The sequence below is a fragment of the Nonomuraea sp. NPDC026600 genome (genome assembly GCF_040638335.1).
Classification (GTDB): Bacteria; Actinomycetota; Actinomycetes; order Streptosporangiales; family Streptosporangiaceae; genus Nonomuraea.
Window position 1 is genome coordinate 225386 of sequence record NZ_JBEZYD010000005.1, and the last position, 25380, is coordinate 250765.

At 70.2% G+C, this 25380-nt stretch carries 22 protein-coding genes; 10 read left to right on the top strand and 12 right to left on the bottom strand.

The window, feature by feature from the left end:
* The first annotated feature begins 55 nt into the window (after window positions 1-55).
* The 3 genes from AB0F17_RS14070 to AB0F17_RS14080 all read left to right on the top strand — a co-directional run bounded on the left by AB0F17_RS14070 (window position 56) and on the right by AB0F17_RS14080 (window position 3807).
* Entirely contained in the window at window positions 56-412 is a 357-nt protein-coding gene (locus tag AB0F17_RS14070; protein WP_358021479.1) for an AMP-binding protein, read from the top strand.
* A 103-nt stretch (window positions 413-515) separates the two neighbouring features.
* Window positions 516-3038, top strand: a complete 2523-nt coding sequence (locus AB0F17_RS14075; protein ID WP_358021482.1) for a LuxR C-terminal-related transcriptional regulator — start codon at window positions 516-518, stop codon at window positions 3036-3038.
* 16 nt (window positions 3039-3054) lie between these two features.
* Window positions 3055-3807, top strand: coding sequence for an alpha/beta fold hydrolase (locus AB0F17_RS14080; protein WP_358021485.1), 753 nt, complete (start codon window positions 3055-3057; stop codon window positions 3805-3807).
* Between the two features lie 190 nt (window positions 3808-3997).
* Here AB0F17_RS14080 and AB0F17_RS14085 read toward each other — a convergent pair whose 3' ends face one another.
* Window positions 3998-5431, bottom strand: coding sequence for an aldehyde dehydrogenase (locus tag AB0F17_RS14085; RefSeq protein WP_358021488.1), 1434 nt, complete (start codon window positions 5429-5431; stop codon window positions 3998-4000).
* A 129-nt stretch (window positions 5432-5560) separates the two neighbouring features.
* Window positions 5561-8578: a M14 family zinc carboxypeptidase gene (locus AB0F17_RS14090; RefSeq protein ID WP_358021491.1), complete on the bottom strand. Its 3018-nt coding sequence runs from the start codon at window positions 8576-8578 to the stop codon at window positions 5561-5563.
* A 201-nt stretch (window positions 8579-8779) separates the two neighbouring features.
* On the opposite strand from AB0F17_RS14090, the gene AB0F17_RS14095 reads away from it, so the two are divergent.
* The gene (locus tag AB0F17_RS14095) at window positions 8780-9670 is read left to right on the top strand and encodes a hypothetical protein (protein ID WP_358021494.1); all 891 of its coding nucleotides are present in this window, start codon (window positions 8780-8782) and stop codon (window positions 9668-9670) included.
* Here the strand turns inward: AB0F17_RS14095 and AB0F17_RS14100 are convergent.
* Window positions 9667-10980 (bottom strand): GH1 family beta-glucosidase, encoded by a 1314-nt coding sequence (locus AB0F17_RS14100; protein WP_358021497.1) that lies wholly within the window; start codon window positions 10978-10980, stop codon window positions 9667-9669. The genes AB0F17_RS14095 and AB0F17_RS14100 overlap by 4 nt on opposite strands.
* Before the next feature lie 93 nt (window positions 10981-11073).
* Here AB0F17_RS14100 and AB0F17_RS14105 point away from each other — a divergent pair, with 93 nt between their 5' ends.
* Entirely contained in the window at window positions 11074-11724 is a 651-nt protein-coding gene (locus AB0F17_RS14105; protein WP_358021500.1) for a TetR family transcriptional regulator, read from the top strand.
* Between the two features lie 31 nt (window positions 11725-11755).
* Here AB0F17_RS14105 and AB0F17_RS14110 read toward each other — a convergent pair whose 3' ends face one another.
* Both AB0F17_RS14110 and AB0F17_RS14115 read right to left on the bottom strand, forming a co-directional pair.
* Window positions 11756-11941 carry a hypothetical protein gene (locus AB0F17_RS14110; protein WP_358021503.1) on the bottom strand — a complete coding sequence of 62 codons (186 nt, stop codon included), beginning with the start codon at window positions 11939-11941 and terminating at the stop codon, window positions 11756-11758.
* Entirely contained in the window at window positions 11935-12075 is a 141-nt protein-coding gene (locus AB0F17_RS14115; RefSeq protein WP_358021506.1) for a hypothetical protein, read from the bottom strand. Before AB0F17_RS14115 ends, AB0F17_RS14110 begins: the two co-directional genes overlap by 7 nt.
* Before the next feature lie 88 nt (window positions 12076-12163).
* Here AB0F17_RS14115 and AB0F17_RS14120 point away from each other — a divergent pair, with 88 nt between their 5' ends.
* The 5 genes from AB0F17_RS14120 to AB0F17_RS14140 all read left to right on the top strand — a co-directional run bounded on the left by AB0F17_RS14120 (window position 12164) and on the right by AB0F17_RS14140 (window position 17518).
* Window positions 12164-12523 carry a MerR family transcriptional regulator gene (locus AB0F17_RS14120; RefSeq protein WP_358021509.1) on the top strand — a complete coding sequence of 120 codons (360 nt, stop codon included), beginning with the start codon at window positions 12164-12166 and terminating at the stop codon, window positions 12521-12523.
* Window positions 12524-12558: 35 nt separating this feature from the next.
* Window positions 12559-13989: a penicillin-binding transpeptidase domain-containing protein gene (locus AB0F17_RS14125; protein ID WP_358021512.1), complete on the top strand. Its 1431-nt coding sequence runs from the start codon at window positions 12559-12561 to the stop codon at window positions 13987-13989.
* Window positions 13990-14424: 435 nt separating this feature from the next.
* A complete protein-coding gene (locus AB0F17_RS14130) occupies window positions 14425-15723 on the top strand; it encodes an extracellular solute-binding protein (protein WP_358021515.1) in 1299 nt (432 codons plus the stop codon).
* Between the two features lie 59 nt (window positions 15724-15782).
* Window positions 15783-16664, top strand: coding sequence for a sugar ABC transporter permease (locus AB0F17_RS14135; RefSeq protein WP_358021518.1), 882 nt, complete (start codon window positions 15783-15785; stop codon window positions 16662-16664).
* On the top strand, window positions 16661-17518 hold the full coding sequence (locus tag AB0F17_RS14140; protein ID WP_358021520.1) for a carbohydrate ABC transporter permease: 858 nt from the start codon (window positions 16661-16663) through the stop codon (window positions 17516-17518). Before AB0F17_RS14135 ends, AB0F17_RS14140 begins: the two co-directional genes overlap by 4 nt.
* On the opposite strand, the gene AB0F17_RS14145 is transcribed toward AB0F17_RS14140, so the two are convergent.
* Genes AB0F17_RS14145 through AB0F17_RS14175 form a run of 7 tightly spaced genes read right to left on the bottom strand, consistent with a single transcriptional unit; the run spans window position 17508 to window position 25256 of the window.
* Window positions 17508-18527: a 2-hydroxyacid dehydrogenase gene (locus AB0F17_RS14145; protein ID WP_358021523.1), complete on the bottom strand. Its 1020-nt coding sequence runs from the start codon at window positions 18525-18527 to the stop codon at window positions 17508-17510. The genes AB0F17_RS14140 and AB0F17_RS14145 overlap by 11 nt on opposite strands.
* Window positions 18524-19138, bottom strand: a complete 615-nt coding sequence (locus AB0F17_RS14150; protein WP_358021526.1) for a histidine phosphatase family protein — start codon at window positions 19136-19138, stop codon at window positions 18524-18526. The genes AB0F17_RS14145 and AB0F17_RS14150 overlap by 4 nt, the downstream gene beginning before the upstream one ends.
* Window positions 19135-20631 carry an FGGY family carbohydrate kinase gene (locus AB0F17_RS14155; RefSeq protein WP_358021529.1) on the bottom strand — a complete coding sequence of 499 codons (1497 nt, stop codon included), beginning with the start codon at window positions 20629-20631 and terminating at the stop codon, window positions 19135-19137. Before AB0F17_RS14155 ends, AB0F17_RS14150 begins: the two co-directional genes overlap by 4 nt.
* Entirely contained in the window at window positions 20628-22103 is a 1476-nt protein-coding gene (locus AB0F17_RS14160) for an FGGY-family carbohydrate kinase (protein WP_358021532.1), read from the bottom strand. Before AB0F17_RS14160 ends, AB0F17_RS14155 begins: the two co-directional genes overlap by 4 nt.
* Complete coding sequence (locus AB0F17_RS14165; protein ID WP_358021535.1) at window positions 22103-23338, bottom strand: sugar ABC transporter permease; 1236 nt, start codon at window positions 23336-23338, stop codon at window positions 22103-22105. The genes AB0F17_RS14160 and AB0F17_RS14165 overlap by 1 nt, the downstream gene beginning before the upstream one ends.
* Window positions 23335-24126 (bottom strand): ATP-binding cassette domain-containing protein, encoded by a 792-nt coding sequence (locus tag AB0F17_RS14170; RefSeq protein WP_358021538.1) that lies wholly within the window; start codon window positions 24124-24126, stop codon window positions 23335-23337. The genes AB0F17_RS14165 and AB0F17_RS14170 overlap by 4 nt, the downstream gene beginning before the upstream one ends.
* A gap of 32 nt (window positions 24127-24158) precedes the next feature.
* On the bottom strand, window positions 24159-25256 hold the full coding sequence (locus AB0F17_RS14175) for a sugar ABC transporter substrate-binding protein (protein WP_358021541.1): 1098 nt from the start codon (window positions 25254-25256) through the stop codon (window positions 24159-24161).
* Window positions 25257-25380 lie beyond the last annotated feature (124 nt).

Genomic DNA, 25380 nt, shown 5'->3' on the forward strand with positions numbered 1-25380 from the left:
GATCTGCATATTCCGCCCCATGTGTGCATGAGATGCCCTCCATAGCGTGGGCGGCATGGAGGAGCGCATCGTGATGGTGGACTCTGGCACCGGTCTGTGTCTCACCGAGGGGCAACTGGACGAGAGGTCGGCCGCCGCGAGCGTCCAGCTGCGCCGCCGGGGCGTGCGCGCGGGCGACACGGTGCTCATCTGCCTGACCGTCGGTCCCGATCTGCTCGTGGCGACCGACGCGGTGATAGCCGCCGGCGGGATCGTCTGGCCGATCCCGCCGGAGCTCGACGCGGGCCGGCTGCGAGATCGGATCATCGCCAGCCGGGCCCGTCTGATGATCTCCGACCTGCCGCAGGCGATGGACGCGGCGAAAGAGTCATGGGTCCGCATAGTGGTGAGTGTCGCGGACCTTCACTCATAACCGGCCAGTCGCGAACTGTGCACGGAAAGTGATCGCGCCAGGCGGCGAACCAAGGGAGACTGTGAGGGAGTGTGATCCTCCCGCCAACACTTGGACCTACCTCATGACTGCGCAAGTCCAGCACAACCTCCCCGCCGAACCGAACCGTTTCGTCGGACGGGCACGCGACGTGGCCGAGCTGTGCGCGCTGGTCCGCGGTGAGCGCGTGGTCACGCTCAGCGGAGTGGGCGGCATCGGCAAGACCCGCCTGTCGCTGCGGGTCGCGGCCACGGCGCTGCCCGGCTTCACCGACGGCGTGTGGCTGGTCCAGCTCGCCCGCGTCAGCGACCCCGAGCTGATCGTGAAGGAGATGGCCGACGTGCTCGGCGTCCGGGAGGAGGGCTCCGAGCGGCTGCTCGACGGCCTCCGGGTCCGGCTGCGCGGCACCAGGACGCTGCTCCTCCTCGACAACTGCGAGCACCTCGTCGAACCGTGCGCCGAGCTGGTCGCCGGCCTGATCGCCGACTGCCCCGAGCTGAGATTCCTGCTCACCAGCCGCGAGCCGCTGCGCATCCCCGGCGAGCTGATCTGGCGGGTGCCGCCGCTCGACCTGCCCGACGAGTGCCATCCCGACGCCGAGTCCGTGCTGTTCTTCGTCGAGCGGGCGGCCGCGGCCGGAGCCCGCGCGGTGACCGACAGCATGCCCGACGTCATCCGGCTGTGCCGGGCGCTCGACGGGCTGCCGCTCGCGCTGGAGCTGGCCGCGGCCCGCAGCAGCCTGCTCAGCCCCGGCCGGATCGCCGACCGGATCGGCGACCGCTTCCGGCTGCTGACCACCGGCGACCGCACCGCCCACGCCCGCCAGCGCACGCTGCTGGCCACGGTCGAGTGGAGCCACGACCTGCTCGACCACAAGGAACGCGTGCTGCTGCGCCGGCTGTCGGTGTTCGCCGGGCGCTTCGACCTCGACCTGGCCGAGCAGGTGTGCGCCGACGGCGGCCTCCTGCGCGGCAGCGAGGTGCTCGACGTGCTCAGCGGCCTGGTCGACAAGTCGCTGGTGCTCCACCACGGCGACGGCGGCCGCTACCACCTGCTGGACACCATCAGGCACTACGCCGCCGAGCGGCTGCGCGAGGCCGGCGAGGAGGCACGGCTGCGCGGCGGCCACCTCCAGGTGATCTGCGCCGAGATGGAGCGCTGTTACGAGGCCGGTTCGCTCGGCCGCCGGCTGTCGTGGCCGGCCCGCGCCGTGCACTTCGCCAGGGGCCGCACGCTGCTCGACGACTGCCGGGCGGCGATCGACTGGGCCGTCGAGTCCGGCAGCGCCGAGCTGGGGCTGCGCCTGGCCCGCGCGGCGCTGGCCATCCTCGCGGTGCGCGGCGACCTGAGGGAGAGCATCGGCTGGTACGAGCGGCTGCTGGATCTCGATCTGTCCGACGTGCCCGCCGACCTGATCGGCGTGGCCAAGGGCGGCCTCGCCTTCGGGCTCGAAACGCGCGACGAGCTGGACCGGGCCGCCGGGCTCCTCGAGGAGAGCATCGAGGAGCAGAAGCGGCACCCCTACACGCACTGGCTCGGCGTCACCTACGGCGTGGCCCTGACCGTCTTCTTCCGCACCGGCCAGAGCGACACCGCCCTGCGCCACCTGCGCGAGCTCGAAGCGGCGGCCGCCGGGCATGACGACCTGTTCAACCTGACGACCGCCCGCATCGCCCGGCTCAACCTGGCGCTGTTCCAGGGGCAGCCGCGCCAGGCCCAGCGGTTCGGCGAGGAGGCGCTGGCGCTGGCCATGGAGTCCGGCCACCACTGGACCCTCGCCAGGGCCCTGACCCACCTGGGCGCGGTGGCCGAGGCGAGGGGCGATCTGGAGGCCGCCATGCGGCACCACGCGGCGGCGCTGCCCATCCTCGAGGAGCTGGACAACCGGGTCGAGCTGGCCCGCTGCCAGGCCAAGGTCGGCAGGGTGGCGGCCCGGCTGCACGACTTCCCCGCCGCCCGGCGCAGCCTGGCCGCCAGCCTGGTGCTGAGCAGGCAGACCGGCCGGCGCAGCGGCGTCGTCCGGGCGCTGGTCGCCCTGTCCGTCCTGGCGCAGGCCGAGGGCGATCTCGACGGGGCGGTCCTCGCCGCCGCGGCGGCGAGCGCGCTGCGCGAGTCGATCGGCCAGCACGACGCCCCGGCCCGCACCCAGGAGCTGCTCTCGCTGGCCCGTGACAAGCTCGGCGAGGGGCGCGTGGCGCTGCTCTGGGCGAGCGGCACCGAACAGGAGCCCGGCGCGGTCGCCCGGCGGATCCTCGACCGGACCTCCGATGGCCGCACGTCCGATGGCCGCACGTCCGATGGCTGGACGTCCGATGCCGCTGACCTCCATGAGCCTGCCGTCCTGAGCCCTTCCCTGTCCGCCTCCCTGTTCGTGTCCTTGTCGGGCCCGGCCGTCCGCGAGCTGCGCAACGCGACGCTGACGGTGCGCGAGCGGGAGATCGCCGGGCTGCTCACCGAGGGCCTGAGCAACCGGGCCGTCGCGGCGCAACTGGTGATCAGCCCCGCGACGGTCGCCCGGCACGTCGCCAACATCATGGAGAAGCTCGGCTTCGGCTCGCGCGCCCAGATCGCGGTCTGGGCAGCCGAACACGGCCTCGACAACCGGTGACCATAAGCTCGGCGGCATGCCGCTCGCCCCGAACTTCCCGGTCATGCTCCGCACCGAGGACGGCGTCCGCATAGACGCCGCGCACACGCCCTCCGCCCGCTTCGGCCTGGGCATCGTGGTGGCGCACGGGTTCACCGGCGGGTGGCGGGACCGTGCCACGAGGCGCATCGTGCACGTGCTGAGCGGTTATGGCGGCGTGGTCGCGTTCGACTTCCGCGGGCACGGGCGTTCCGGTGGCGAGTCCACCGTGGGCGACAAGGAGATCCTCGACGTCGAGGCCGCCGTGCGGTACGCGCGGGTGATCGGCTATCCCAAGGTCGCCGTGGTCGGCTTCTCCATGGGCGCCGCCGTGGCCGTACGGCACGCCGGGCTGCTCGGCGGTGTCGACGCGGTGGTCTCGGTGAGCGGCCCGGCGCGCTGGCACTACCGCGGCACCAAGCCGATGCGCCAGGTGCACTGGGCCATCGAGCAGCCGATCGGCAGATGGGCGGCCAGGATGGCCAAGCACACCAGGATCGCCCGGGGCCGGTGGGACCCGATCCCGGCGCCGCCTCACGAGGCCGCCGCGCTGATCTCCCCGACGCCGCTGCTGATCGTCCACGGCGACGCCGACGGGTTCTTCCCGCTCGAGCACGCGTACCAGCTCTACGAGGGCGCGCGCGAGCCCAAGCGGCTCTGGGTCGAGCGGGGATACGGCCACGCGGAGTCCGCGGCCGGCCCGGAACTCATTCGTCGCATCGGAAAGTGGATCGGTTCGAACCTTTCCTGAGTAATAGACGTCTATCTAGGGCGGATGGAAGAAAGCCGCCGGGAGAAAGTCCTTGGGGAAGGAAACCGCCGAGGCGGTGGCCTTAGGACATACTTCGTGGAGTAGCGGGTTTCGCACCTAGCGTTGCGGGGGCGCGCTGGGTGTACATCCTGCGAAAAGGGGCTCCGGTACGTACCGGAGCCCCTTTTTCTCAGCCCAGGCGCGCGATCGACTTGTACTCCAGGTAGCTGTTGAGGCCCTCGGGGCCCAGCTCGCGGCCCACGCCGCTGGCCTTGTAGCCGCCGAAGGGGGCGTTCGACTCCAGCATGAAGCAGTTGACCCCGTAGGTGCCGGCGCGGACCTGGCGGGCCACGTCCATGCCGTGGTCGGCGTCGGCGGTCCAGACGGTGCCGGCCAGGCCGTAGTCGCTGTCGTTGGCGATGCGGATCGCGTCCGCCTCGTCCTCGTACGGGATCACCGCCAGCACCGGGCCGAAGATCTCCTCGCGGGCGATGCGCATCTCGTTGGTGACGCCCGCGAAGACGGTCGGGGCGACGTACCAGCCGTGGTCCATCGGCCGGTCCAGGCCGCCGACGACGACCTTGGCGCCCTCGTCCATGCCGGCCTTGATGTAGCCCTCGACGCGCTCCTGCTGCCGCTTGGCGACCAGCGGGCCGATGCCCGTGCCGGGGTCGGCAGGGTCGCCGACGGGCTGGGAGGTGACCATGTTCGCGACCGCGTCCACGACCTCGTCGTAGCGGCTCCGGGAGGCCAGGATGCGGGTCTGGGCGACGCACGCCTGGCCGTTGTTCATCAGCGAGGCGATCGCCAGCATGCCCATGCTGCCCGGCAGGTCCGCGTCGTCGAGGATGATCGCCGCCGACTTGCCGCCGAGCTCCAGGCTGACCCGCTTGAGCTGCTCGCCGCAGATGGCGGCGATGCGGCGGCCCGCGGCGGTCGAGCCGGTGAAGGCCACCTTGTCCACGCCCAGGTGGGAGACCAGGTGCTCGCCGGCCTCGCGGCCCGCGGCCACGATGTTGAGCACGCCAGCCGGGATCCCGGCCTCGGCCACCATCTCGGCCAGCAGGTACGCGTCGAGCGGCGTCTCCGGCGCGGGCTTGAGCACGATCGTACAGCCGGCCAGCAGCGCGGGCGCGATCTTCGTCATCGCGACGAACTGCGGGACGTTCCACGGCACCACGGCCGCCACCACGCCCACCGGCTCCCGCCGCACGGTCGTCGGCCCGAACAGGCCGGGCCGCTGCTCCTCCTGGGCGAACGTCTTGCCGAAGTCGGCGTAGTACTGCAGCATGCCGAGGGGCTGCGGCGCCTGCGCCAGTTGGGAGAAGGTGATCGGCGAGCCCATCTCCTCCGTGATGAGCGCGGCCATCTCGCCCTGCCGGGCGGCGTAGATCTCGGCCAGCCTGCCGATCACCTCGGCCCGCTCGGCGAACGTCATGCGCGGCCACGGGCCGTGGTCGAACGCCTGCCGCGCCGCGGCCACCGCGCGTTCCATGTCCTCAGCGGTGCCGTCGGGCACGCGGCCGATGACCTCTTCCGTGTGGGGGGAGATGACATCGATGGTTCCGGTCCCCGCCGGGGCCACCCATTCGCCCCCGATGAACAGCGTGTCGTGCTGGCGCATGTCGTGAGCCTCCTTCTTGACCGAATGCTTGCTTGCCAAAGAGTGCCTCAAGCTGACCGAACCATGTTCTGTCCACGCGCGCAAGAGGGGTCCGGCACGCGTCCCCGCGTGTCGGACCCCTCCGCCCGATCAGCCGAGCAGGTGCCGCAAGGACCGCTTGATCAGGTCCGTGCGCATGGCCTGGGTCGTCAGGCTCTCGACGCCGAACCCGAGGTAGACGGTGTCCTTGGTGGTGATGCCGCCGCCCTCCTCGAACACCTGGTCCGTACGGGCCCAGTTGTTGATCGAGGGCGAGGTGCCGGCGGGCGGCGGCGCCACGGTCCAGCCGCTCAGGTCGGACTCGAACGAGGTCTGCTCCGCCGTCGCGCCGTTCAGCGTGACGGTGAAGTCGTCGAGGAAGACGCCCGCGCCCTGGGTGCTCCAGTCGCTGACGTACGAGAGCGACAGCTCCACCTGCTCGCCCGCATAGGGGGTCAGATCGACCTTCCACTGCTGCCAGCCGGCCGAGTTGCCCGTGGCCGCGTTCCACGAGCCGGAGGTGCCGGTCGGCTCGCAGCCCGGCCCCTGGTAGCGCTGGGTGAACGGATGGATCGCGCGCCAGCCCTCGCCGCCGCTGGGCGGGTCGCAGCTGCTGCCCGTGCTCTGCGTGGTGTGACCGTTGACGTCCGGCAGCGTGGTCCAGTCGTCCCCGCCCACGGTGTGCGCCTCGACCGTGAAGAAGTCCCAATCGGTCTCGGTGTCGTAGGAGGTCCAGAACGACAGGTCGCCGCCGGCCTTGCCGGTCAGGTCGACGGTCTTGGTCAGCCGCTTCCAGGAGACGTCGGCGATGCCGCTGTAGACGTCCCAGGAGCCGGTGTGCGGGTCGAACGGCCCGCCCGGCCGGGCCCACTTGACGGGCGCGGCGCCGGCGAACCGCGGGAACCGGCCGGGCGGCAGGATCGCCGACGTCGCCACGAACGAGTTGGTGTGGCCCGGCTCCAGTGTGCCGTGGAAGCCCTGGAACCGGCCGCTCGCGCCGTCGAGCGCGAACGGTGCGCCCGTGGCCGGGTCGGTGCCCGAGTCGTCGAAGAAGACGTACGCGCCCAGCCAGTACTGCTGGAAGTCGTTGAACACCTGGATGCACGGCGGGTCGTCGGGATCCGCGCACTCGGATTGGGCCGGCTGGTCGGGCTGGTAGTAGTACGCGCCGTTGTTGTTGGCCGCGTACGACGGGTACTTGCCCGCGTGCAGGAGCTTGCCGCCCTCGTTCAGGTAGTCGCGCACGGCCAGCTCGGTGTCGACGCCGCCCTTGGAGGTGGTGCCGGGCACCTGGCCGACCGATCTGGGGATGATGTCGTCGCCCGTCTCCCAGACCACCGCCGTGTAGTGGCTGAGCACGCCGAGCGGGTGGGGAGCCTTGAGGCCCATCCTGTCCATGTCGTAGACGTCGGAGCTGTAACCGGCCTCGTCGAGTGCCTTGACGTAGTCGTCGGCGTACTTGGCCTCGGTCACGCCCTGGACGGGGCTGAGGCCCGTGACGTCCTCGGTGGCCAGCACCAGCACCTTGCCGCCGATGTCGGCGGCGACCTGGTAGGTGAAGTCCGCGCTCCTCTTGCCGATCGAGCTGAACCAGACCTTGACCTTGTCACCCGGCCGGGTGCCGGTGATCTTGCCGCGCAGCCAGTGGTAGTAGGCGTTGTAGCCCTTGCCGTAGCGCTCGCCGCCCCGCCATTCGCCGGTCGGCACGGTCTTGGTCCTGCCGCCGTTGACCTGGTAGTTCAGGAAGACCGGGCCGAGCTTGCGCTTGGCGTCCACCTGGACCACCTGGTCCCTGCCGTAGCTGACCTCGAACGGGTCGAGCACCAGGTCGGCCGGCGCGTTGCCGAGGTGGTTGACCGGCTCGGACCAGTTGGTGGCCGACTTGGCCACGTCCATGGCGAACGGGATGTTCTTCGCGAACTCCGCCTGCACCAGCGCCTCGTCGTCGGGGAAGACGAACCCGCAGCCGTCGCAGCCCTCGTCGAGCTCCGGCGTCCAGGCCAGGGTGCCGTACGTGCTGTGCGCGTGGTCGGTCGTCTCGCCGTTGGTCGTGTACAGCTCGGCGCCCAGGTCGGGGTCGAAGCCCGGGATGGCCGGTTTGGCGTCGTTGCCGGAGATGGCCTCGTAGATCGGGTTGTCCGCGGTCTTGGTGGCGACCTGCCAGCCCATCGGGTAGAGCAGCAGCGGGCCGAAGGAGTGGTAGTTCACCTGGGCCTTGAACCTGATCCGCCGGAGCAGCCCGTCCAGCGCCCTGGTCTCGGGCTCACTGGCGGGCCCCGTGCCGCGGTAGGTCTCGCTGCTCGGGATCGAGGAGGAGCCCTCCTCGTCGTAGTGGAAGTTGGTGGCGTAGTTCCGGTTCGGGTCGACGCCGTCGCCGGTGGTGATCTGCCCGTCGCCGTTGTTGTCGCGCAGGTTCTTGCGCCACAGGCGGTTGCCCTCGGTGAAGGTGAAGTCGTAGCCGTCGGGGTTGGCGACCGGCACGAACCAGAGCTCGGTCCTGTTCAGCAGGTCCCTGAGCGAGGTTCTGTTGGCGATCACGTACTTCAGCAGCCGCAGGTCGACCTCGGTGGAGATCCACTCGCGGGCGTGCTGCGTCGCCGAGTACAGCGTCGCCGGCTTGGCGCCGTCGGGCAGCACCCTGGCCAGCGTGCTGACCTTGACGGCGAGGATGTCCCGGCCCTTCAGCGACTTGCCGAGGGACTCGATCTTCACGAGGTCCTTGTTCGCGTTGGCGATGGCCTTGAGCTGGTCGGCGATCCCGCCGGGCGCGGAGTAGGACCTCCAGACGGTGTAGCCGCCGGCGGCCTGCGCCTTGGCCGCCTCCAACTGGCTCTGGCCCTGCGGATTGCGTACGGGCTCCGGCTGGAAGCCGAGCTTGCGCAGGCCGTCGAGGTCGGTCTGGGCGGCGGTCACCTCGACGTGTTCCGTGCCGCCCCGGGCGTCCTGTTGAACGACGTCGAAGCCCTTCTCCCTGAGCGCCTGGCCGGTGCCGGGAGTGCTCTCGAGCTGGTAGAGCTCGATCCTGTCACGGGGAGGTAATGGGTCCACCGTGGCCTGGGCTTCCAGGGCGACGAGGGAGGTACCGAGGCCGAGGATGACGGCCGTGGACAGGGCCAGTAATCGAGACACGGGTCTGCCCCTTCGCAGAGACGAGTTTCGTCGCCATCTCAGACCGATCCGCCGCCCCCGGCAAGGCCCAATCTTTATCTCCGGCTTAGATCGGACAATCAGCTCGATAGTTCGCCAAGGGGGCGCGACTTGTGGCGTTCAGGTGACAGCCTTCAAGATCATCTTCTATAGTTTCGCTCCGTCTATGAGGGGAGGGCAGACGTGAAAATCAGTCGCTTCGCCCTATTCGCCATCGTCTTGGCGGGGCTGTTCGCGTTCCCTCTCCCGGCCTTCGGCGATCCCAACCCGGCCGAGCTGCGCAAGCTGACCAAGCAGGCGTCCCAGCTCAACGAGCTCTATCGGGGCCAGATCCAGAGCCTGGAAGAGGTCCGGATCCAGGCGAAGAAGGCCACCGACAACTCCGGCGACCTGGAGGCCCGGCTCGCCGATGCCAAGGCCGACGTGACGTCGATCGCCCAGAACGCCTACATGATGGGCCCGATCGACGGCACCCAGCTCTTCAGCCCGACGGTCGACCCGTACACCGCGCTCGGCCAGGCGGCGAACATGACCTACCTGGCCAACGAGCGCATCAGCAAGATGCGGGGCATCCAGACGTTGATCGACAAGTCGAAGGACGCCAAGCGGGCCGCCGCCAACAAGATCGAAAAGCTCCGGAAAGAGATCAAGGAGATGCAGGGCAAGCGCCGCGAGATCGAGCGGCTGCTCGCCAAGTTCGGCTTCCAGCAGCCGGGCGGCTCCTCGGGGCTCACGCCGCGCCTGATCGCGGTACGTGCGCAGATCATGCAGAACTTCCCCATGCCGTACGGCGTGGGCTGCCTGCGTCCCGGTGACCCCGGCGAGCACGGCAAGGGCCGGGCCTGCGACTTCATGATGTCGAGCGGCGGCAGGGCGGCCTCCGGGGCCGACGCCGACCGGGGCGACGCGCTGGCCGAGTGGCTGATCAAGAATGGGCCCCGGATCGGCGTGATGTACATCATCTGGAAGCAGCGCTACTACGACATCCGGTCAGGCGGCGGCTGGGATCCCATGTCGGACCGGGGCGGCGTCACCGCCAACCACTACGACCACGTGCACGTGTCGGTCTTCTAGGGGCTCTGGGGCTTCGCGGCGGTCAGGCGGTCGCGCAGCCAGGCGTACGACGCCTTCGGGGTGCGGCGCAGCGTGTCGAAGTCCACGTGCACCAGGCCGAAGCGCTGGTGGTAGCCCTCGGCCCACTCGAAGTTGTCCAGCAGCGACCAGACGAAGTAGCCCCGCACGTCGACGCCCGCCGCCGCCTGCTCGACCGCCGTGATGTGGCCGTCGAGGAAGGCGATGCGGCCCTGGTCGTCGATCGTGCCGTCCGGGCCGGGGAGGTCCTCCTGGGAGCAGCCGTTCTCGGTGACGTACACCGGCGGGAGCGCGGCGCCGTACCTGGCGTGCAGGCCCGTCAGGAGCTCGCGCAGGCCGTCGGGGACGACCGGCCAGCCGAAGGCGGTCGTGGGGTAGCCGGTGATGCCGAGATCGGTGAAGGGCAGGGCGTCGTCCGCGGGCGCGCCGATGCGGGTGGGGTTGTAGTAGTTGATGCCCAGGCCGTCCAGGGGCGTGGAGATGACGGCCAGGTCGCCGTCGCGGACCACGTCGTCCAGGGCGCCGATGGCCTTCAGGTCCGGATACTCGCCCAGCAGGATCGGGTCGTTGAACAGGCGGTTGTGCAGGGTGTCGTACGCGTCGGCCGCGGCCAGGTCCTCGGCCGACCCGGAGGCGGGCCAGACCGGGGTGCAGTTGTTCGTGATCAGCACCTGCCGCGCCCCGGCCGCGCGCAACGCCTGTACGGCCAGGCCGTGGCCGAGCAGTTGGTGATGGGCGACGGGCAGGGCGTCGAACAGCAGGGCCTGGCCGGGGGCGTGGACGCCCATGCCGTACCCGAAGGCCATGTGCACGAACGGCTCGTTCAGCGTGATCCACATGGGGACGCGGTCGGCGAGGCGCTCGGCCACTACCGCCGCGTATTCGGCGAAGTAGTAGGAAATATCGCGGTTCATCCATCCGCCGAGGTCCTGCAGCGCCTGCGGCAGGTCCCAGTGGAACAGGGTCGGCACCGGCGCGATCCCCGCCGCCAGCAGTCCGTCGACCAGCCGGTCGTAGAAGTCCAGGCCCCTCGGCTCCACCTGGCCCGTGCCGAGCGGCAGCACCCGTGACCAGGCGATCGAGAAGCGGTAGGCGTTGACGCCGAGGTCCGCCATGAGCGCGACGTCCTCGGGCCAGCGGTGGTAGTGGTCGCACGCGACGTCACCGGTGTGCCCGTCGCGGGTACGGCCCGGCTCATGGGTGAAGGTGTCCCAGATGGAGGCACCCCTGCCGTCATCCTTGACGGCGCCCTCGATCTGGTAAGCGGCAGTGGCCGTACCCCACAGGAACATATCCGCTCCTTAGCGATTATCCGAGTGCCACTCATGTTAACTGGTGGAGGACTCCGGAACCCTACCTGGCGGTAATACGCCAAGATGGGGGGCATGACGAGTACCCTGCGCCGGCGTCCAGCCCAACGCCGCAGCGTGGAGCGAGTCGAACGGATGCTCGACGAGTGCGCACACCTGCTCGACGAGGTCGGTTACGAGGCACTGACCACCAAAGAGGTCGCGCGCCGGGCCGAGGTGCCGATAGGCACGTTCTACCAGTTCTTCTCCGACAAGCAGGGCCTGGTGCGAGCGCTGGCCCTGCGCAACCTCGACGCCTTCCTCCACCGCATCACCGAACGCCTCACCGAACGGATCGCGGAGGCCGACCTCGACCACTGGACCGACCTGGTCGACCTGTCCATCGACGAGTTCGTCGCGATGAAGCGGACCGTCCCGGGGTTCGCGGTGGTCGACTTCGGGGAGGTGCTGGTGGCGCCGGGCGGGCCGGCGATCGAGGGCACCAACCGGATGCTCGACGCGGCGCTGGAGAACAACGTCGTCGTCGCCGACCGGCTGCGGGCGCTCACGCTCGACCTGCTCGACGCGCCTACCGGGCCGGGGTTCGACCGGGCCCTGCTGGTGGCGGTCGAGGCGGCGGACGCGGTGCTCAAGCTGGCGTTCCGGGTGTGCTCCGACGGCGATTCCGACCTGATCGTCGAGTGCAAGCAACTGGTCCACCGCTACCTGGCCAACCACCTGCCCTGACCGTCCTGCCCGCCGGGCGGGTGTCAGACCGCTAGCGGGCGCGGCGGGTGCTCTGGAGGATGTCCTCGACCAGCCACAGACCGCCGCCCGCCAGCATCAGCCGTCCCTGCGGCTCCCCACGGGAGCGCTCCCGCGAATCCCGCGGCGACGGCCACAGCCGTCTCAGCGACAAGCGCGGCCGATCGCCGGGCCGTGGTGCCGGGCTCGGGCTCAGCACGCCGCGTCCATCCGGGCACCCCAATACACATCGATGTAGTCCGTCCTTAATCTCTGCGGGCTGCCCTCGGCGAACCGGTCCAGGATGGCGAAGCTGTCCTTCTCGTCGGCGGTGGTGCCGAGCGCGATGTTCATGGCCACGACTGTGGAAGCTGGAGTGCGATCCATGTCAAGTCGTGGGATCGGTTGACCTGGAGTGGGCTCCAGGTGCGATGCTTCTGCCGTGAGCGTCTACACACCCGCGGAAGTGGTCGAGGAGACCGGCTTCACCCTGGACACGTTGCGCTATTACGAGAAGATCGGCCTGCTCGAACCCGTCGGCCGTAACGCGGCCGGGCAGCGCAGGTTCAGCGAGCAGGACGTGGGCTGGCTCGGCACGATCCGGTGCCTGCGCGACACCGGCATGCCGATCGCCGAGATGCTCCGCTTCGCCGCTCTGGTCCGCGCGGGCGATCACACGATCCCGGACCGGGTCAAGCTCCTGGAGGAGCATGACGGCCGCGTCCGGGAGCAGATCGCCAACCTCACCGAGCGGCAGCGCTACATCCAGAACAAGATTTCCTACTACCGCAGAGTCGTCTAGCCCTGCCTTGGGGGTCCGGTTGTTAGACCGGGACCATGGCCGGACCCAGGGCGAGACGGATCAACATCCCGCTGCGCCGCGTCGCGCGGATGTGCGCGGCGCTGCTGTTCGTGCTGCTGGCCGACGTCACGCTCATCCAGGGGTTCGGGACGCGGGGGCTCAACGCCGATCCGCGCAACCAGCGCTCGGTCATCGCCAGGTTCGACCATCCGCGCGGCGACATCCTCACGTACGAGGGCGCGATCATCGCCACGAACCGGAAGACGGACGGCGAGCCGTACGCATATCGCCGCGTCTACACCGACGGCGAACGGTACGCGCCCGTGACCGGGGAGGCGTCGCTCAACCGGACCACGGGCATCGAGCAGGCCGCGGACGGCGTGCTGTCCGGCGACGACCCGAGGATCCGGGTCCGCTCGCTGGTCAGGCACGGCAGTGCCCAGGGCGCCGCCGTCCGGCTGACGATCAGCGAGCGCGCGCAGTGGGCCGCCTACGAGGGACTCAGGGCGGCGGGCCGGCCGGGCGCCGCGGTCGCCATCAACCCGGCGACCGGCGCGATCCTCGCCCTGGCCAGCTACCCGTCGTACGACCCGAACGCCTACACCACCACCGACCCCGCCGAACTGGCCGAGACGGACCGGCGCCTGCGCGGTGACCCCGGCAGGCCGCTGCTCAACCGGGCGGTGAACCAGAGCTACCCGCCGGGCTCCGCGTTCAAGCTGGTCACCGCGGCCGCCGCGCTGTCGTCGGGCGAGTACACCCCCACCTCGCGGGTCGACGCCCCTGCCCGGCTGCGGTTCCCCGGCGGCACGGTGACCGGCCTGCCCGGCTCCGGGCTCTGCGGACAGGCCCATCCGACGCTGCCGGACGCCTTCCGAGCCTCCTGCGACGCCGCCTTCGCCGGCATCGGCCTCCAACTGGGGCAGGACATCCTGCGCGACCAGGCGGAGGCATTCGGTTTCAACGCCGGCGACCTCACCATCCCGTTGCGGGTCACCGCCAGCACCTATCCCCTGAACATGGACCGGGCCCAGACCGCCCTGTCGGCCATCGGCCGGTACCACGACCGGGCCACTCCGCTGATGATCGCCATGCTGTCGGCCGCCGTCGCCAACCACGGCGTCCTCATGCGCCCGTACCTGGTGGAGGACGTACGCCTTCCCGACGGCTCGCTCATCGACCGGGCCAACCCGACGCCGTACCGGGTGGCCATGCCGGCCACCCTGGCCAGGCAGCTCACGTCGATGATGCTCACGGCGCCCGGCGCCGGCGGCTCCGGGACGGCGGCCTCGATCCCGGGGGTGGCGGTGGCGGCCAAGACGGGGGCGGGGGAGGATCACGCGCTGTTCACGGGGTTCGCCCCGGCGGATCGGCCGGAGGTGGCCGTGGGCGTGGTCGTGGAACACGCCGCTCCGTCAGCCGCCGCCCCCATCGCCCGCGCCGTCCTGGAGGCCGCTCTTTCCTAGCGGGTGGTTGATGGCCTGAGCGGTCTTGCAGGGGTGCATAGCCCATGCACATACCTCTCTACACATCACCGCCTTCACGCGATTACATCCTCGAATGGCCATCTCGACGCATGCGGCGTCCGGTCCGTTTGCCTAGCGTTCTGCATGTGATCGGCCACTTAGTGTGGTGGCCGGATCCGCCGGGGCGTCGCGTGTCCACGCGGAGCTTGGCCTCCTCGGAGGGGTGGGGGCCGGTTCCGGACGCGTGACAGCGGGCTCGAGCCGCGCAGGGCTCGGGCCCGCCCACCGCCGGCCGATCGCCGCGCGCTCGTCGGCTGCGTATGCGGACCTGTTATCAGCACATGCCTTGACGGCTCCAAGTGCGAAGTGGGTTGATTGCCCTACTGACAACGTTGTCAACCTTCACCACTCGGGGTTTCGAAGGGACGGTATGCGATGCGACGACGGTGGTTGGCGGCCGTCGCCATCACTATGGCGAGCGTGCTCGGCCTGGCCGGCTGCGGTGGTAGCGGCAGCGGCGGAACGGCGAGCCCGCAGGCCACGGGTGGCGGCGAGAAGAAGCAGGTCGAGGTGTTCTCCTGGTGGACAGGGCCGGGTGAGGCAGACGGCCTGAAGGCCATGCGGGCGATCTTCGAGAAGGAGAACCCGAACTACACCTTCTTCGACGCGGCGGTCGCGGGTGGCTCCGGCGACAAGGCCAAGGCGTTGCTGCAGTCGAAGCTGCAGGCGGACACCCCGCCGGACACCTTCCAGGGTCACGCGGGCGCCGAGCTGCAGGGCTACATCAAGGCGGGTGACCTGGAGGACCTCAACTCCCTCTACGACGAGCTGAAACTGAAGGACGTCTTCCCCTCCCAGCTCATCGACCAGATCAGCGTGGACGGCAAGATCTACTCGGTGCCGGTCAACATCCACCGGTCGAACGTGCTGTGGTTCAACCCGAAGGTGCTGAAGGACGCGGGGATCGCGGCCGCGCCCAAGTCGGTCGACGAGTTCATCGCCGACCTCGGCAAGGTCAAGGCCAAGGGCAAGATCCCGCTGTCCATCGGCTCGGAGTGGACCGTGGTGCACCTCATGGAGAGCGTGCTGCTCGGCTCGCTCGGCACCGACGCCTACAACGCCCTGTTCAAGCCGGGCGCCAACTGGGGCAGCCCCGAGGTGAAGAAGGCGCTGGACAGCTTCAAGACGATCATGACGTACGCGGGCGACCCGCAGGACGACTGGCAGCCCGCGGCCAAGCAGGTGGCCGACGGCGAGGCCGCGTTCAACATCATGGGCGACTGGGCCTACGGCTACTTCCACAACCCGCCCGACGGCGGCCTGGGCAAGAAGTCGAAGGAGGACTTCGACTGGGCGCCCTCTCCCGGCACCGAGGGCACCTACCTGTGGCTGTCGGACAGCTTCACGCTCCCCAAGGGCGCGAAGAACCGTGAAGGGGCCCTCGCCTGGCTCAAGGTCGCGGCCAGCAAGGAGGGGCAGGACGCCTTCAACCCGAAGAAGGGCTCCATCCCCGCCCGCAAGGACGCCGACCAGTCGCTCTACACCGACTACCTGGCGGACGCGCTGAAGGACTGGTCGAGCAACAAGCTGGCCGGCTCCATCCAGCACGGCGTGTCGGTGAACCAGCCGTGGCTGGCCTCGATCACCGAGGCGGTCGGCCTGTTCATCGGCAGCAAGGACGTCGCGGCCCTGCAGAAGGGGCTCGCGGACGCCGCGACGGCCAACGCGCAGTAAGTTCAGTCACCTGGGTACGGCAGGCGTTCGCGCCTGCCGTACTTCTTGGAGGGGATGTTGTGAGGCGGGCACGCACCTGGCTGCCTGGGTTACTCCTCGTCACGCCGTCCATCGTCGCGATCGGCGTGTTCGTGTACGGCATGCTGGGCTGGAACTTCCGGCTGGCCATGACCGACAAGCACGACGAGGTGTCCGAGGGCAAGTTCGTCGGGCTGAAGAACTTCATCGACATCTGGGACCTGCCTCGATGGCACCTCTCGGTGCAGCACACGATCATGTTCACGCTCGTGTTCGTGCTGGGTGCGCTGGTGCTCGGCTGGTTCCTGGCGTTTCTCATGGAGAAGGGGATCAGGGGCGAGGGGACGTTCCGGGCCATCTACCTGTTCCCGATGGCCATCTCGTTCGTCGCGACCGGCATCGTGTGGCGGTGGCTGATGAACTCGGGGATGGAGCAGCGGGCGGTCGGGCTGAACCGGCTGTTCGACTGGATCGGGCTGCCGCAGTGGCAGTGGTTCCGGGATCCGGACTGGGGGATGGCCGCGATGGCCCTCCCGGCAGTCTGGCAAATGTCCGGATATGTCATGGCACTGTTCCTGGCGGGGTTCCGCGGCGTGCCGGAGGAGCTGCGCGAGGCGGCGCGTGTCGACGGGTGCAACGAGTGGGGTGTCTACCGGTACGTCGTGCTGCCGATGCTCCGGCCTGTGACGCTGTCGGCGCTGATCATCCTCGGGCACATCTCGCTCAAGGTGTTCGACCTGATCGTGGCGGTGTCGGGCAAGCAGATCATCACCGACGTGCCCGCCGTGTTCATGTGGGTGGCGGTGTTCGACTCCCACGATCCGGCCAAGGGCGCCACGATCGCCTCGTACATCGTGCTCAGCGTGGCCATCTTCGTCATCCCGTACCTGATCTGGTCCGTACGTAAGGAGAGGCGTTCATGACCGCGGTCATCGGGCGCAAACGGGTGTCCTCCGGGGTGCGCCTCGCCCTGCTGATCGCCTTCGTGGTGATCTTCCTGATCCCGATCTACGTCCTCCTGGTCACCAGCTTCAAGCCGCTCACCGAGGCGGATCCGGGCCAGGCGTGGAACCTGCCGCGGACCTGGACCTTCGAGGCGTGGCGCGTGGCGTGGGAGAAGCTGGCCCCCGGCCTGTGGAACTCCGTCCTGCTGGCCGTGCCGGGCTCGTTGCTGTCCTGCGTGCTCGGCTCCCTGAACGGCTACGTGCTGTCGAAATGGCGTTTCCCGGGTGCGGACCTGCTGTTCACGCTGTTCCTGTTCGGCATGTTCATCCCGTACCAGGGCGTGATGATTCCGCTGGTGCAGCTCTTGGTGAACCTCAACGAGCTGACCGGGCTGCAGGGTGTCTTCTACGGCGGTATTCCGGGGTTGACGCTGGCGCACGTGGTCTACGGCATCCCGATCTGCACGCTGATCTTCCGCAACTACTACGTCACCATCCCCGACGAGCTCATCGAGGCGTCGCGGGTGGACGGCGCGGGGATGCTGCGCACGTACTGGTCGGTGGTGCTGCCGGTGTCCACGCCGGCGATCGCGGTGGTGATCATCTGGCAGTTCACCTCGATGTGGAACGACTTCCTGTTCGCCGTCTTCCTCACCGGGCCGACGAGCTGGCCGACGACCGTGATGCTCAACAACATCGCCGGCGCCCAGGCCACCCCGTACAGCCAGCAGATGGCGGCGGCCATCCTGGCGTCGGTGCCGACGATGCTGATCTACGTGTTGCTCGGCCGGTTCTTCATGCGCGGGCTGATGGCCGGCGCGCTCAAGGGATGAGCGCGGCCGGGTTCGCCCAGTGCTTGAGGGGCTCCTTGCGGACGTAGCGGGCCACGTCCCCGGCGACGATCGTGGCGGCGTTCATGGCCGTCTCCTTGCTGGCGCCGGCCAGGTGGGGGGTCATGATCAGGTTCGGGGTCGTGAGGAGCCGCGACCCCGCCGGGATGGGCTCCTCGGGGAAGACGTCCGTCGCGGCGCCGAACAGGTGGCCCGAGTCCAGCGCGTCGCACAGGGCGTCGTAGTCGAGCAGCGAGCCGCGCGCGCAGTTGACGATGACGGACCCGGCGGGCATCGCGGCGATCTGCGGTGCGCCGATCATGCCGATGGTCTCGGGCGTGGCCCGCGCGTGCAGGGAGAGGAACCGGGAGCGTTCGAGCAGCTCAGCCAACTCCACCTGTCCTGAAATTTCCACGTATGGGTCGTAGACCAGGACCTCCGCCCCGAAGCCCTCCAGCATGCGGGCCACCCGGCGGCCGATCGCGCCGTAGCCGATCAGGCCCGCCGTGGAGCCCTCCAGCTCGGGCCCGACGTTGTCATAGGTGTAGTAGTCGCCCCGCCAGACGCCTCCCGCCAGGTCGGCGTGCGTCTGGGGGATGCGGCGGGTGGCGGCCAGGAGCATGGCCAGCGTGTGCTCGGCGGTGGCCACGGCGTTGCGTCCCGGCGCGAACGTGACCGCGACCCCGGCCTCGGAGGCCGCGTCCAGGTTGGCGTTGACCGGGCCGCCCCGGCTCACACAGAACAGCTTGAGCTCCGGGCACGCGTCCAGCACCCGCTTCGTCAGGGGGGCCATCTGGGTCACGCAGACCTCGACACCGCGCAGCGCCTCGATCAGCTCGTCCTCCACGTCGGACGCCTCATCGACCTCGCCCACCCGGCCGAACGGCACCTCCGGCCACGGCAGCGTGAGCTCGCGGATCTCCACGTCACCGGGAACCTCGCGCCTGATGGCGTCGATGAAGAGGCGGTTCTGGACGAAGTGGTCGCCGGCGGCGAGGACTCGGATGGTCAACGAAGAGCTCCAATCGGGGAGTTGTACCGCAGGATCGCCACCTGGCCGTCCCGCGGGCGGATCTCTGTGATGGCACAGTTGTCCAGGCGCGGGAAGAGCCGCCGGTACTCACCCAGCGGCACGCCCATGAGCCGGCACAGCGCGATCCTGATGACGGTCGTGTGCGCGACGACCATCACCCGGCCGTCCGGATGGGCCGCGGCGATGTCCCGCAGGCACTCGGTGAACCGGTCGGCCGCCAGCTTCGGGTCCTCGCCGCCCGGCAGCGGGCTCGCGGCGGGGTCGGCCTCGAAGGCGGCACGGGCCTCGGGGAACCGTTCGCGCATCTCCGCGGCGGTCAACCCCTCGCCCTGGCCGAAGTCGAGCTCCCGCAGCCGGTCGTCCATCCGCAGCTCGACGCCCGCCGTCTTGGCGCTGGCGGCGGCGGTGAGCCGCGCCCGGCTCAGCGTGGACGCCCAGACGGCCGACAGCCCGGCCCGGCCGGCCCAGGAGGCCAGCTGCCCGGCCTGGTCGTGGCCGCGCGGGGTCAGCTCGATGTCGCTGAGCCCGGCGTAACGGTTCTCGGCGTGCCAGACGGACTCGCCGTGGCGCACCAGTGCGATGTCGGTCATGGTGCGGTCCTCTCACGGGCGTGGCCGGCGGCGCTCCCGGGCAGCCAGCCGCGTCCTTCCAGTTCGGCGACAAAGCGTAGATAGGCCTCGTCCAGGCGGGGCCCGGCGGGGTCCACGACCTCGCGGGTGCGGATCATCCGGGCCGGGTCGCCCGTGTCTCCCGCCGCGAGTACGGCCATGCCGAGCGCGGGCTCGGCGTTCTCCCGCAGCGTGACGGGACGCCCCAGGACGTCGGCGCGTAGCTGGGTCCAGTAGGCGCTCTTGGTGGCCCCGCCGGTCAGCACGATCTCGCCGTCCACCGGGGCACCCAGCAGGTCGAGGTAGTCGAAGCAGAGCCGCTCGACGAACGCCGCGCCGCGCAGGATCGCCACGTAGCGCTCGACGTCGTCGGCGGGATGACCGAGCGTGAACCCCTCGGCCTCGGGGGCGACGAACGGGAACCGTTCTCCGCGCGACACGAGCGGATAGGTGACGGCCAGCTCGCCGGTGGTCCCGGTGGTCCCGGGGGTGGCACGGCCGGTGGTGGCGAGGGCGGCGGTGCGGCTGAAGCGGGTGGCGGCCTGGGCGCTGAGCGCGTCGAGGTCGCGGCCCGCGAACTCGCGGGTCAGCACCCCCGCGCCCGTGCTCGACGCGCCGCCCGGCAGCCACGAGCCGTCCGGCGCGCGGTGCGAGTAGACCACGCCCAGCGGGTCGTGGATCAGCTCTCTGGTCACGCCCTTGAGCACGAGGGTGGTGCCCATGACGGAGTTCCAGCTCCCTGGCGTCATGGCTCCCGCGCCGAGCTGCGCCGCGCACCCGTCCGTGGTCCCGGCGATCACCGGGGTGCCGGCCGGGATGCCGGTGATCGCGGCCGCCTCGGCGCAGACCGTGCCGAGCGTGGTGCCCGGGCGTACGACGTCGGGCAGCGTCCCGGTGGGCACGCCCAGCGCGTCTAACACGTCGTACGGCCACCGCTCGTCGATCAGGTCCACGCCGGTCTTGAGCGCGTTGCCCAGGTCGGTGGCCACCGCACGCCCGACCAGGCGCCGGTTCACGAAGTCGTTCTGATGGGCCGGCCGCGCACCGGGCGGGGCGTCACGCAGCAGCCACAGCAGCTTGGGGAGCGCCCAGTTGGCCTGCATGCGCTGGTAGCCCAGCCGTTCCCAGACGGCCGCCCCGACCGCGTTGACCCGCTCCACCTCGGCCGTCGCCCGCCGGTCGTCGTACATCAGCCCGGGGGTCAGCGCCTGCCCGTCAGGGCCGGTGAGCAGGATCGTGCCGGAGGTCGCGGCCACGGCGACCCCGCGGATCCGCTCCGGCGGCACGTCGCGCAGCGCCTCGGTGGTGGCGGCGGCGAGCTCGCGCCACCACTGCTCCGGGTCCTGCTCGTGCCGGGGCCCGTCACGGTGGCTGGTCAGCGGCCTGCTGGCCGAGCCGAGCAGCTCACCGCCGTCCGTGACGGCCATCGCCCGGACGCTCTGCGTGCCCAGGTCCACCCCGATCCAGACGCTCATGTACGACCTCGCATCTCCGCGAGCAGCGGCCACGATCGGGCGCTGGTCTCGCGCAGGGCCAGGAAGTCCCGGTAGGCGGTGTCGTACGCGCCGGGCTCGGGGCGTACGGCGTCGCGTAGCCGTACGTACCGGCTCGCCGCGGACTCGACGCTCGTGGCCGCGCCGGTGGCGACCAGGCCGACCAGGTAGGCACCCCGGGCGCCGACCTCGGCGTCGGCCGATCTGAGGACCGGCAGGCCGGTGACGTCGGAGATCATCCGCAGCCAGAGCGCGCTGGCCGAGCCGCCGCCGCACACCCGCAGCTCGTGCGGCCGGTCACCGGAGGCGGCCAGGCAGTCCTGGATGACGAGCGTGAGTCCTTCGAGCACGGCGCGGGCGACGTGCTCGCGCCCGTGCTCGAAGGACAGGCCGAGGAAGGCGCCTCGGGCCAGCGGATCGGAGAACGGCGCGCGCTCGCCGGCGGGGGAGAAGTACGGCTGGAACGACAGCCCGCCCGCGCCCGGCGGACCGGTGGCGGCGAGCTCGCCCAGCTCGGCCGGGCCGTCCAGGCCGAGCAGGCGGCAGGCCCACTGGAGGACCTCGGTCCCGGCGAAGGTGGGGAAGGCGCGCAGGTAGCCGCCGGGCATCGCGATCGTGATGCCGACGGGCTCGCCGTCCAGGTCGGGCCGCTCGACGACGGTCTCCGTGCAGAGGGTGGTGCCCAGGATGCTGCACGCCTGGCCGGCGCCCACGGTGCCGGCGCCGAGCGCGGTGGCGGCGATGTCGTAGGGCGCCATCACGACCGGCGTCCCGGCGGGCAGCCCGAGCAGTTCGGCGGCCTCGCGCGTCAGCCCGCCCACCCGGCGGGTGTCGTCGCGGAGCTCGGGCAGCAGGTGTTCGGCCCATTCCAGGCCGAACATGGCCAGCAGGGCAGGGGAGTAGGCGCGGGTGCGCAGGTCCATGAAGGGGGCCGAGCCGTCGGACTCGTCGGCGGCGAACTCTCCGGTCATCCGGGAGAAGATCCAGCCGCCGCACGACAGGTTGGCGGCCGAGCGGGCCAGCCGGTCGGGGTCGTGCTCGTTCAGCCAGGTCAGGATCGCGTGGGGGAGCCCGGAGGCGGCGGAGGAGCCGTTGACGCGGAAGGCGTCGGCGGCCAGGCCCGAGCGGTTCCAGCCGTCGACCGTCGCGGCGGCCCGGCCGTCGTTCCACAGGATCGCCGGACCGGTGGGCCGGCCCGACGCGTCGACCAGCCAGCAGCCGTCGCCCTGGGCGGTCACGGCGAGGAAGTCGGGCGCGGAGCCGAGCTGGGCGGCGACGCCGCGGACCGTGTGCGCGACCGCCTCCCAGACGGAGTCCATGTCCTGCTCGGCCTGGCCAGGGGCGGGCCGGGAGACGCTGGTGGCGTGCCGGACGACGGCCGCCTCGGCGCCCGTCTCGTCGTAGCCCACTGCCTTGATGACCGTGGTCCCCGCGTCGACGCAGATGACCGCCATCAGGCTCGTCCGTGGGAGGTCCGCGACTTGCGGGCGATCGAGTCGACGACCACCGCGAGCAGCAGGACGATGCCCGTGACCATGAACCGGATGGAGGAGTCGAGGTTGAGCAGCGTCAGCCCGCTGGAGATCGACTGGATGACGATGATGCCGAGCAGCGCGCCGAAGGCGGTGCCGCGCCCGCCGAACAGGCTCGTCCCGCCGATCACGGCCGCGGCGATGGCGTTGAGGTTGACGTCGCCCGCGCCGCTGCTCTGGTTCGCCGCCGCCAGCCGGGCCGCGGCGAGGATGCCGCCCACCGCCGCGAACGACGAGCAGAGCACGAAGACCGAGGTGTAGACGGCCTTGACGTTGATGCCCGCCCGGCGCGCGGCCTCCACGTTGCCGCCGACCGCGTAGACGGCCCGGCCCCACTTGGTACGCGACAGCATGTAGTGCATGATCAGCACGAGGGCCACGAAGAAGACGAACATCCAGCCCACGCCGCGGGTCTGCCCGAGGTAGTAGACCACGAAGGCCAGCACGGCCAGCAGCGCCACGCTCCTGATGATCAGCGTGGACAGGCTCCTGGACGACAGCCCGGCGCGCCGCCGCTCCTGGGCGTGCAGGTAGCCGCTGGCGAACAGCCAGATGGCCGCGATCACCGCGAAGCAGTACGACAGCCACGGCGGCACGAAGTCGAGCTGCGCGAAGTTCACCAGGGCCGAGTCGAACGGCAGGTTGATCGAGCCCTTGCTGCCCAGCACGTAGAGCTGCAGCCCGAGGAAGGCCAGCAGCCCGGCCATCGTGATGACGAAACTCGGCACCCCGAACCGGTTGAACAACTGCGCGTACAGCCAGCCGATCACCGCGCCCATGATGACCGCGGCCAGGATGGCCAGCCACACCGGCAGCCCGTTGCTGACGAACAGGACGGCGAGCACGGCTCCCGCCAGGCCGCTGACCGAGCCGACCGACAGGTCGATCTGGCCGACCAGCAGCACGCAGACGATGCCCAGCGCGATGATGCCGACCGCGGCCGACTCCAGCGTGAGGTTCACCAGGTTCGCGCTGGACAGGAAGATCGGGTTGAGGATCTGCAGCACCGTCCAGATGACGATGAGCCCCACCACGACGGGGATCACGCCGAGGTCGCCGCCGCGGGCCCGCTCGACCACGTCGGCGATCGCGCCGCGCAGCCCTTCGCGCCCGCTCAGCCGCTCGTCCTGGCGATCCGTGGTGAGCGTGCTGTTCATGAGGGGAGCCCTTCCTTGCGGCGCGCCTGGCGCTGGGAGACCGCATTGTCGGTGGCGCCGGTGATGGCGGCGATGATCTCTTCGGTGGAGACCGCGCCCACGTCGAACACCCCGTTGTTGCGGCCGAGCCGGAGCACCGCCACGGTGTCGGCCACGGCCTGCACGTCGGCCATGTTGTGGCTGATCATGATGACGCCGAGGCCGTTCTCGCGGAGCCGCTCGACCAGGTTGAGCACCTCCGCCGTCTGGGCGACGCCCAGGGCGGCGGTCGGCTCGTCGAGGATGATCACCTTGGGGTCGCCGAGCAGCGACCTGGCGATGGCCACCGTCTGCCGCTGGCCGCCGGAGAGCGCGGCGACCGGCACGCGGACGCTGGGGATCTTCGCCGAGAGCTGGCGGAGCAGCTCCCAGGAGCGGGTCTCCATCGCCACGTCGTTCAGCCGGAGCGGGCGGACCTCCTGACCCAGGAACAGGTTCTGGATCACGTTGAGGTTCTCGCACAGCGCGAGGTCCTGGAACACGGTGGCGATGCCGAGCTTGTGCGCCGCCGCCGGCGTCGGGATCTCGACCTCCCGCGACTCGAACGTGATCGTTCCCGAATCGGGCGGGTGCACCCCCGACAGGATCTTGACCAGCGTCGACTTGCCCGCGCCGTTGTCGCCGACGATGGCCATGACCTGCCCTTCCGCGACATCGAGCTCGATGTCGGTCAGCGCGGCGACCGCTCCGAACGTCTTGCTGATCCCCCGCAGGGACAGAACGCTGTCCGCTTGCTCTGTAGGCGACAAGACGGCTCCTCCCTCGCCCTACTCGATGAGCCTTACTTGACGCCGAGTTCGGCGCAGCCCTTGGCGTACTCGGCGGTGCACGCGTCGGCGGCCTTCATGATGCCGCTCTGGAACAGCACCTCATTGATGTTCTCCTTGGTCACGACCGTGGGGACGAACAGCTGTGAGGGCGTGTTGTAGAGCGTGGTCTTGCCGGCGGGCTTCTGGCCCTGCATGAACTGGTAGGCGACGTCGGCCGACGCCTCCGCCACGATCTTGATCGGCTTGGAGATCGTGTTGTACTGGTCGCCCGCGATGATCCGCTGGGCGGCGGCCAGCTCGGCGTCGTTGCCCGTGACCGGCGGCACCTTCACACCGGCCGCCTTGAACGCGGCGATCGCGCCGCCGCCGGTGCCGTCGTTGGCCGCGACCACGCCGACGATCTGGTCCTTGAACTGCGTGATCTGGCCGCTGACCCAGGTCTGCGCCTTCTCCGGCTGCCAGTCGGGGGTGTCGTACTCGGCCAGCAGCTTGAAGCCGCTCGGGTCGATCGCGCTGTGGATGCCCTTCTTGATCAGGCCGGCCGCCGCGTCCGTGGGCGAGCCGTTGACCTCCAGGATGCCGCCCTTGGCGTTCTCCTTCTTGAGGTGGTCGACCAGGGACTGGGCGATCATGTTGCCGATCTTCTCGTTGTCGAACGAGATGTAGTAGTCGGCGGGCGTGGCCGGGACCGGCCGGTCGTAGGCGATGACCGGGATCTTCTGTGACTGCGCCGTCTTGACGATCGTGGCCGCGGCGGCCGAGTCGACCGGGTCGATCACGATGGCCTTGACGCCCTGAGCCATCGCCGAGTTGGCCTGTTGCTGCTGCTTGGCGGCGTCGGAGTCGGCGTTCTGGTAGATGACCGTGCAGCTCGGGCAGAGCTGCTTCATCTTGGCCTCGAAGAGCGGCTTGTCGGCCAGCTCGTACCTGGTGGAGGCGAGGTCGGGCATGAGGAAGGCCACCTTGGCGTTCTCCGCGCCGCCACCGCTGTTGCTGCTGCTGGAGCCGGTGTCACCGCCGGTGGAACCGGAGCCGCAGGCGGCCAGCGCCGACCCTGCGATGACGACAACCGCGGCGAACGCGGAGGTCCGCATCTGAACTCTCTTCACGGGTTCTTTCCTCACTCACTACGTCCTCACGGACTCGCTGATCGCGTCGCTCCCCCGAAACGCCACGGGAGACATGCCGCTCACAACCGGCCACGTCCTGTGGTGCGGCTCACGCTAGCGCGAG

Bases quoted from the DNA above. Each gene is read 5' to 3' on its own strand.
- AB0F17_RS14070 (WP_358021479.1), top strand. From the start codon at position 56: ATGGAGGAGCGCATCGTGATGGTGGACTCTGGCACCGGTCTGTGTCTC.
- AB0F17_RS14075 (WP_358021482.1), top strand. From the start codon at position 516: ATGACTGCGCAAGTCCAGCACAACCTCCCCGCCGAACCGAACCGTTTC.
- AB0F17_RS14080 (WP_358021485.1), top strand. From the start codon at position 3,055: ATGCCGCTCGCCCCGAACTTCCCGGTCATGCTCCGCACCGAGGACGGC.
- AB0F17_RS14085 (WP_358021488.1), bottom strand. From the start codon at position 5,431: ATGCGCCAGCACGACACGCTGTTCATCGGGGGCGAATGGGTGGCCCCG.
- AB0F17_RS14100 (WP_358021497.1), bottom strand. From the start codon at position 10,980: ATGTTCCTGTGGGGTACGGCCACTGCCGCTTACCAGATCGAGGGCGCC.
- AB0F17_RS14105 (WP_358021500.1), top strand. From the start codon at position 11,074: ATGACGAGTACCCTGCGCCGGCGTCCAGCCCAACGCCGCAGCGTGGAG.
- AB0F17_RS14115 (WP_358021506.1), bottom strand. From the start codon at position 12,075: ATGAACATCGCGCTCGGCACCACCGCCGACGAGAAGGACAGCTTCGCC.
- AB0F17_RS14125 (WP_358021512.1), top strand. From the start codon at position 12,559: ATGGCCGGACCCAGGGCGAGACGGATCAACATCCCGCTGCGCCGCGTC.
- AB0F17_RS14130 (WP_358021515.1), top strand. From the start codon at position 14,425: ATGCGACGACGGTGGTTGGCGGCCGTCGCCATCACTATGGCGAGCGTG.
- AB0F17_RS14140 (WP_358021520.1), top strand. From the start codon at position 16,661: ATGACCGCGGTCATCGGGCGCAAACGGGTGTCCTCCGGGGTGCGCCTC.
- AB0F17_RS14150 (WP_358021526.1), bottom strand. From the start codon at position 19,138: ATGACCGACATCGCACTGGTGCGCCACGGCGAGTCCGTCTGGCACGCC.
- AB0F17_RS14155 (WP_358021529.1), bottom strand. From the start codon at position 20,631: ATGAGCGTCTGGATCGGGGTGGACCTGGGCACGCAGAGCGTCCGGGCG.
- AB0F17_RS14160 (WP_358021532.1), bottom strand. From the start codon at position 22,103: ATGGCGGTCATCTGCGTCGACGCGGGGACCACGGTCATCAAGGCAGTG.
- AB0F17_RS14165 (WP_358021535.1), bottom strand. From the start codon at position 23,338: ATGAACAGCACGCTCACCACGGATCGCCAGGACGAGCGGCTGAGCGGG.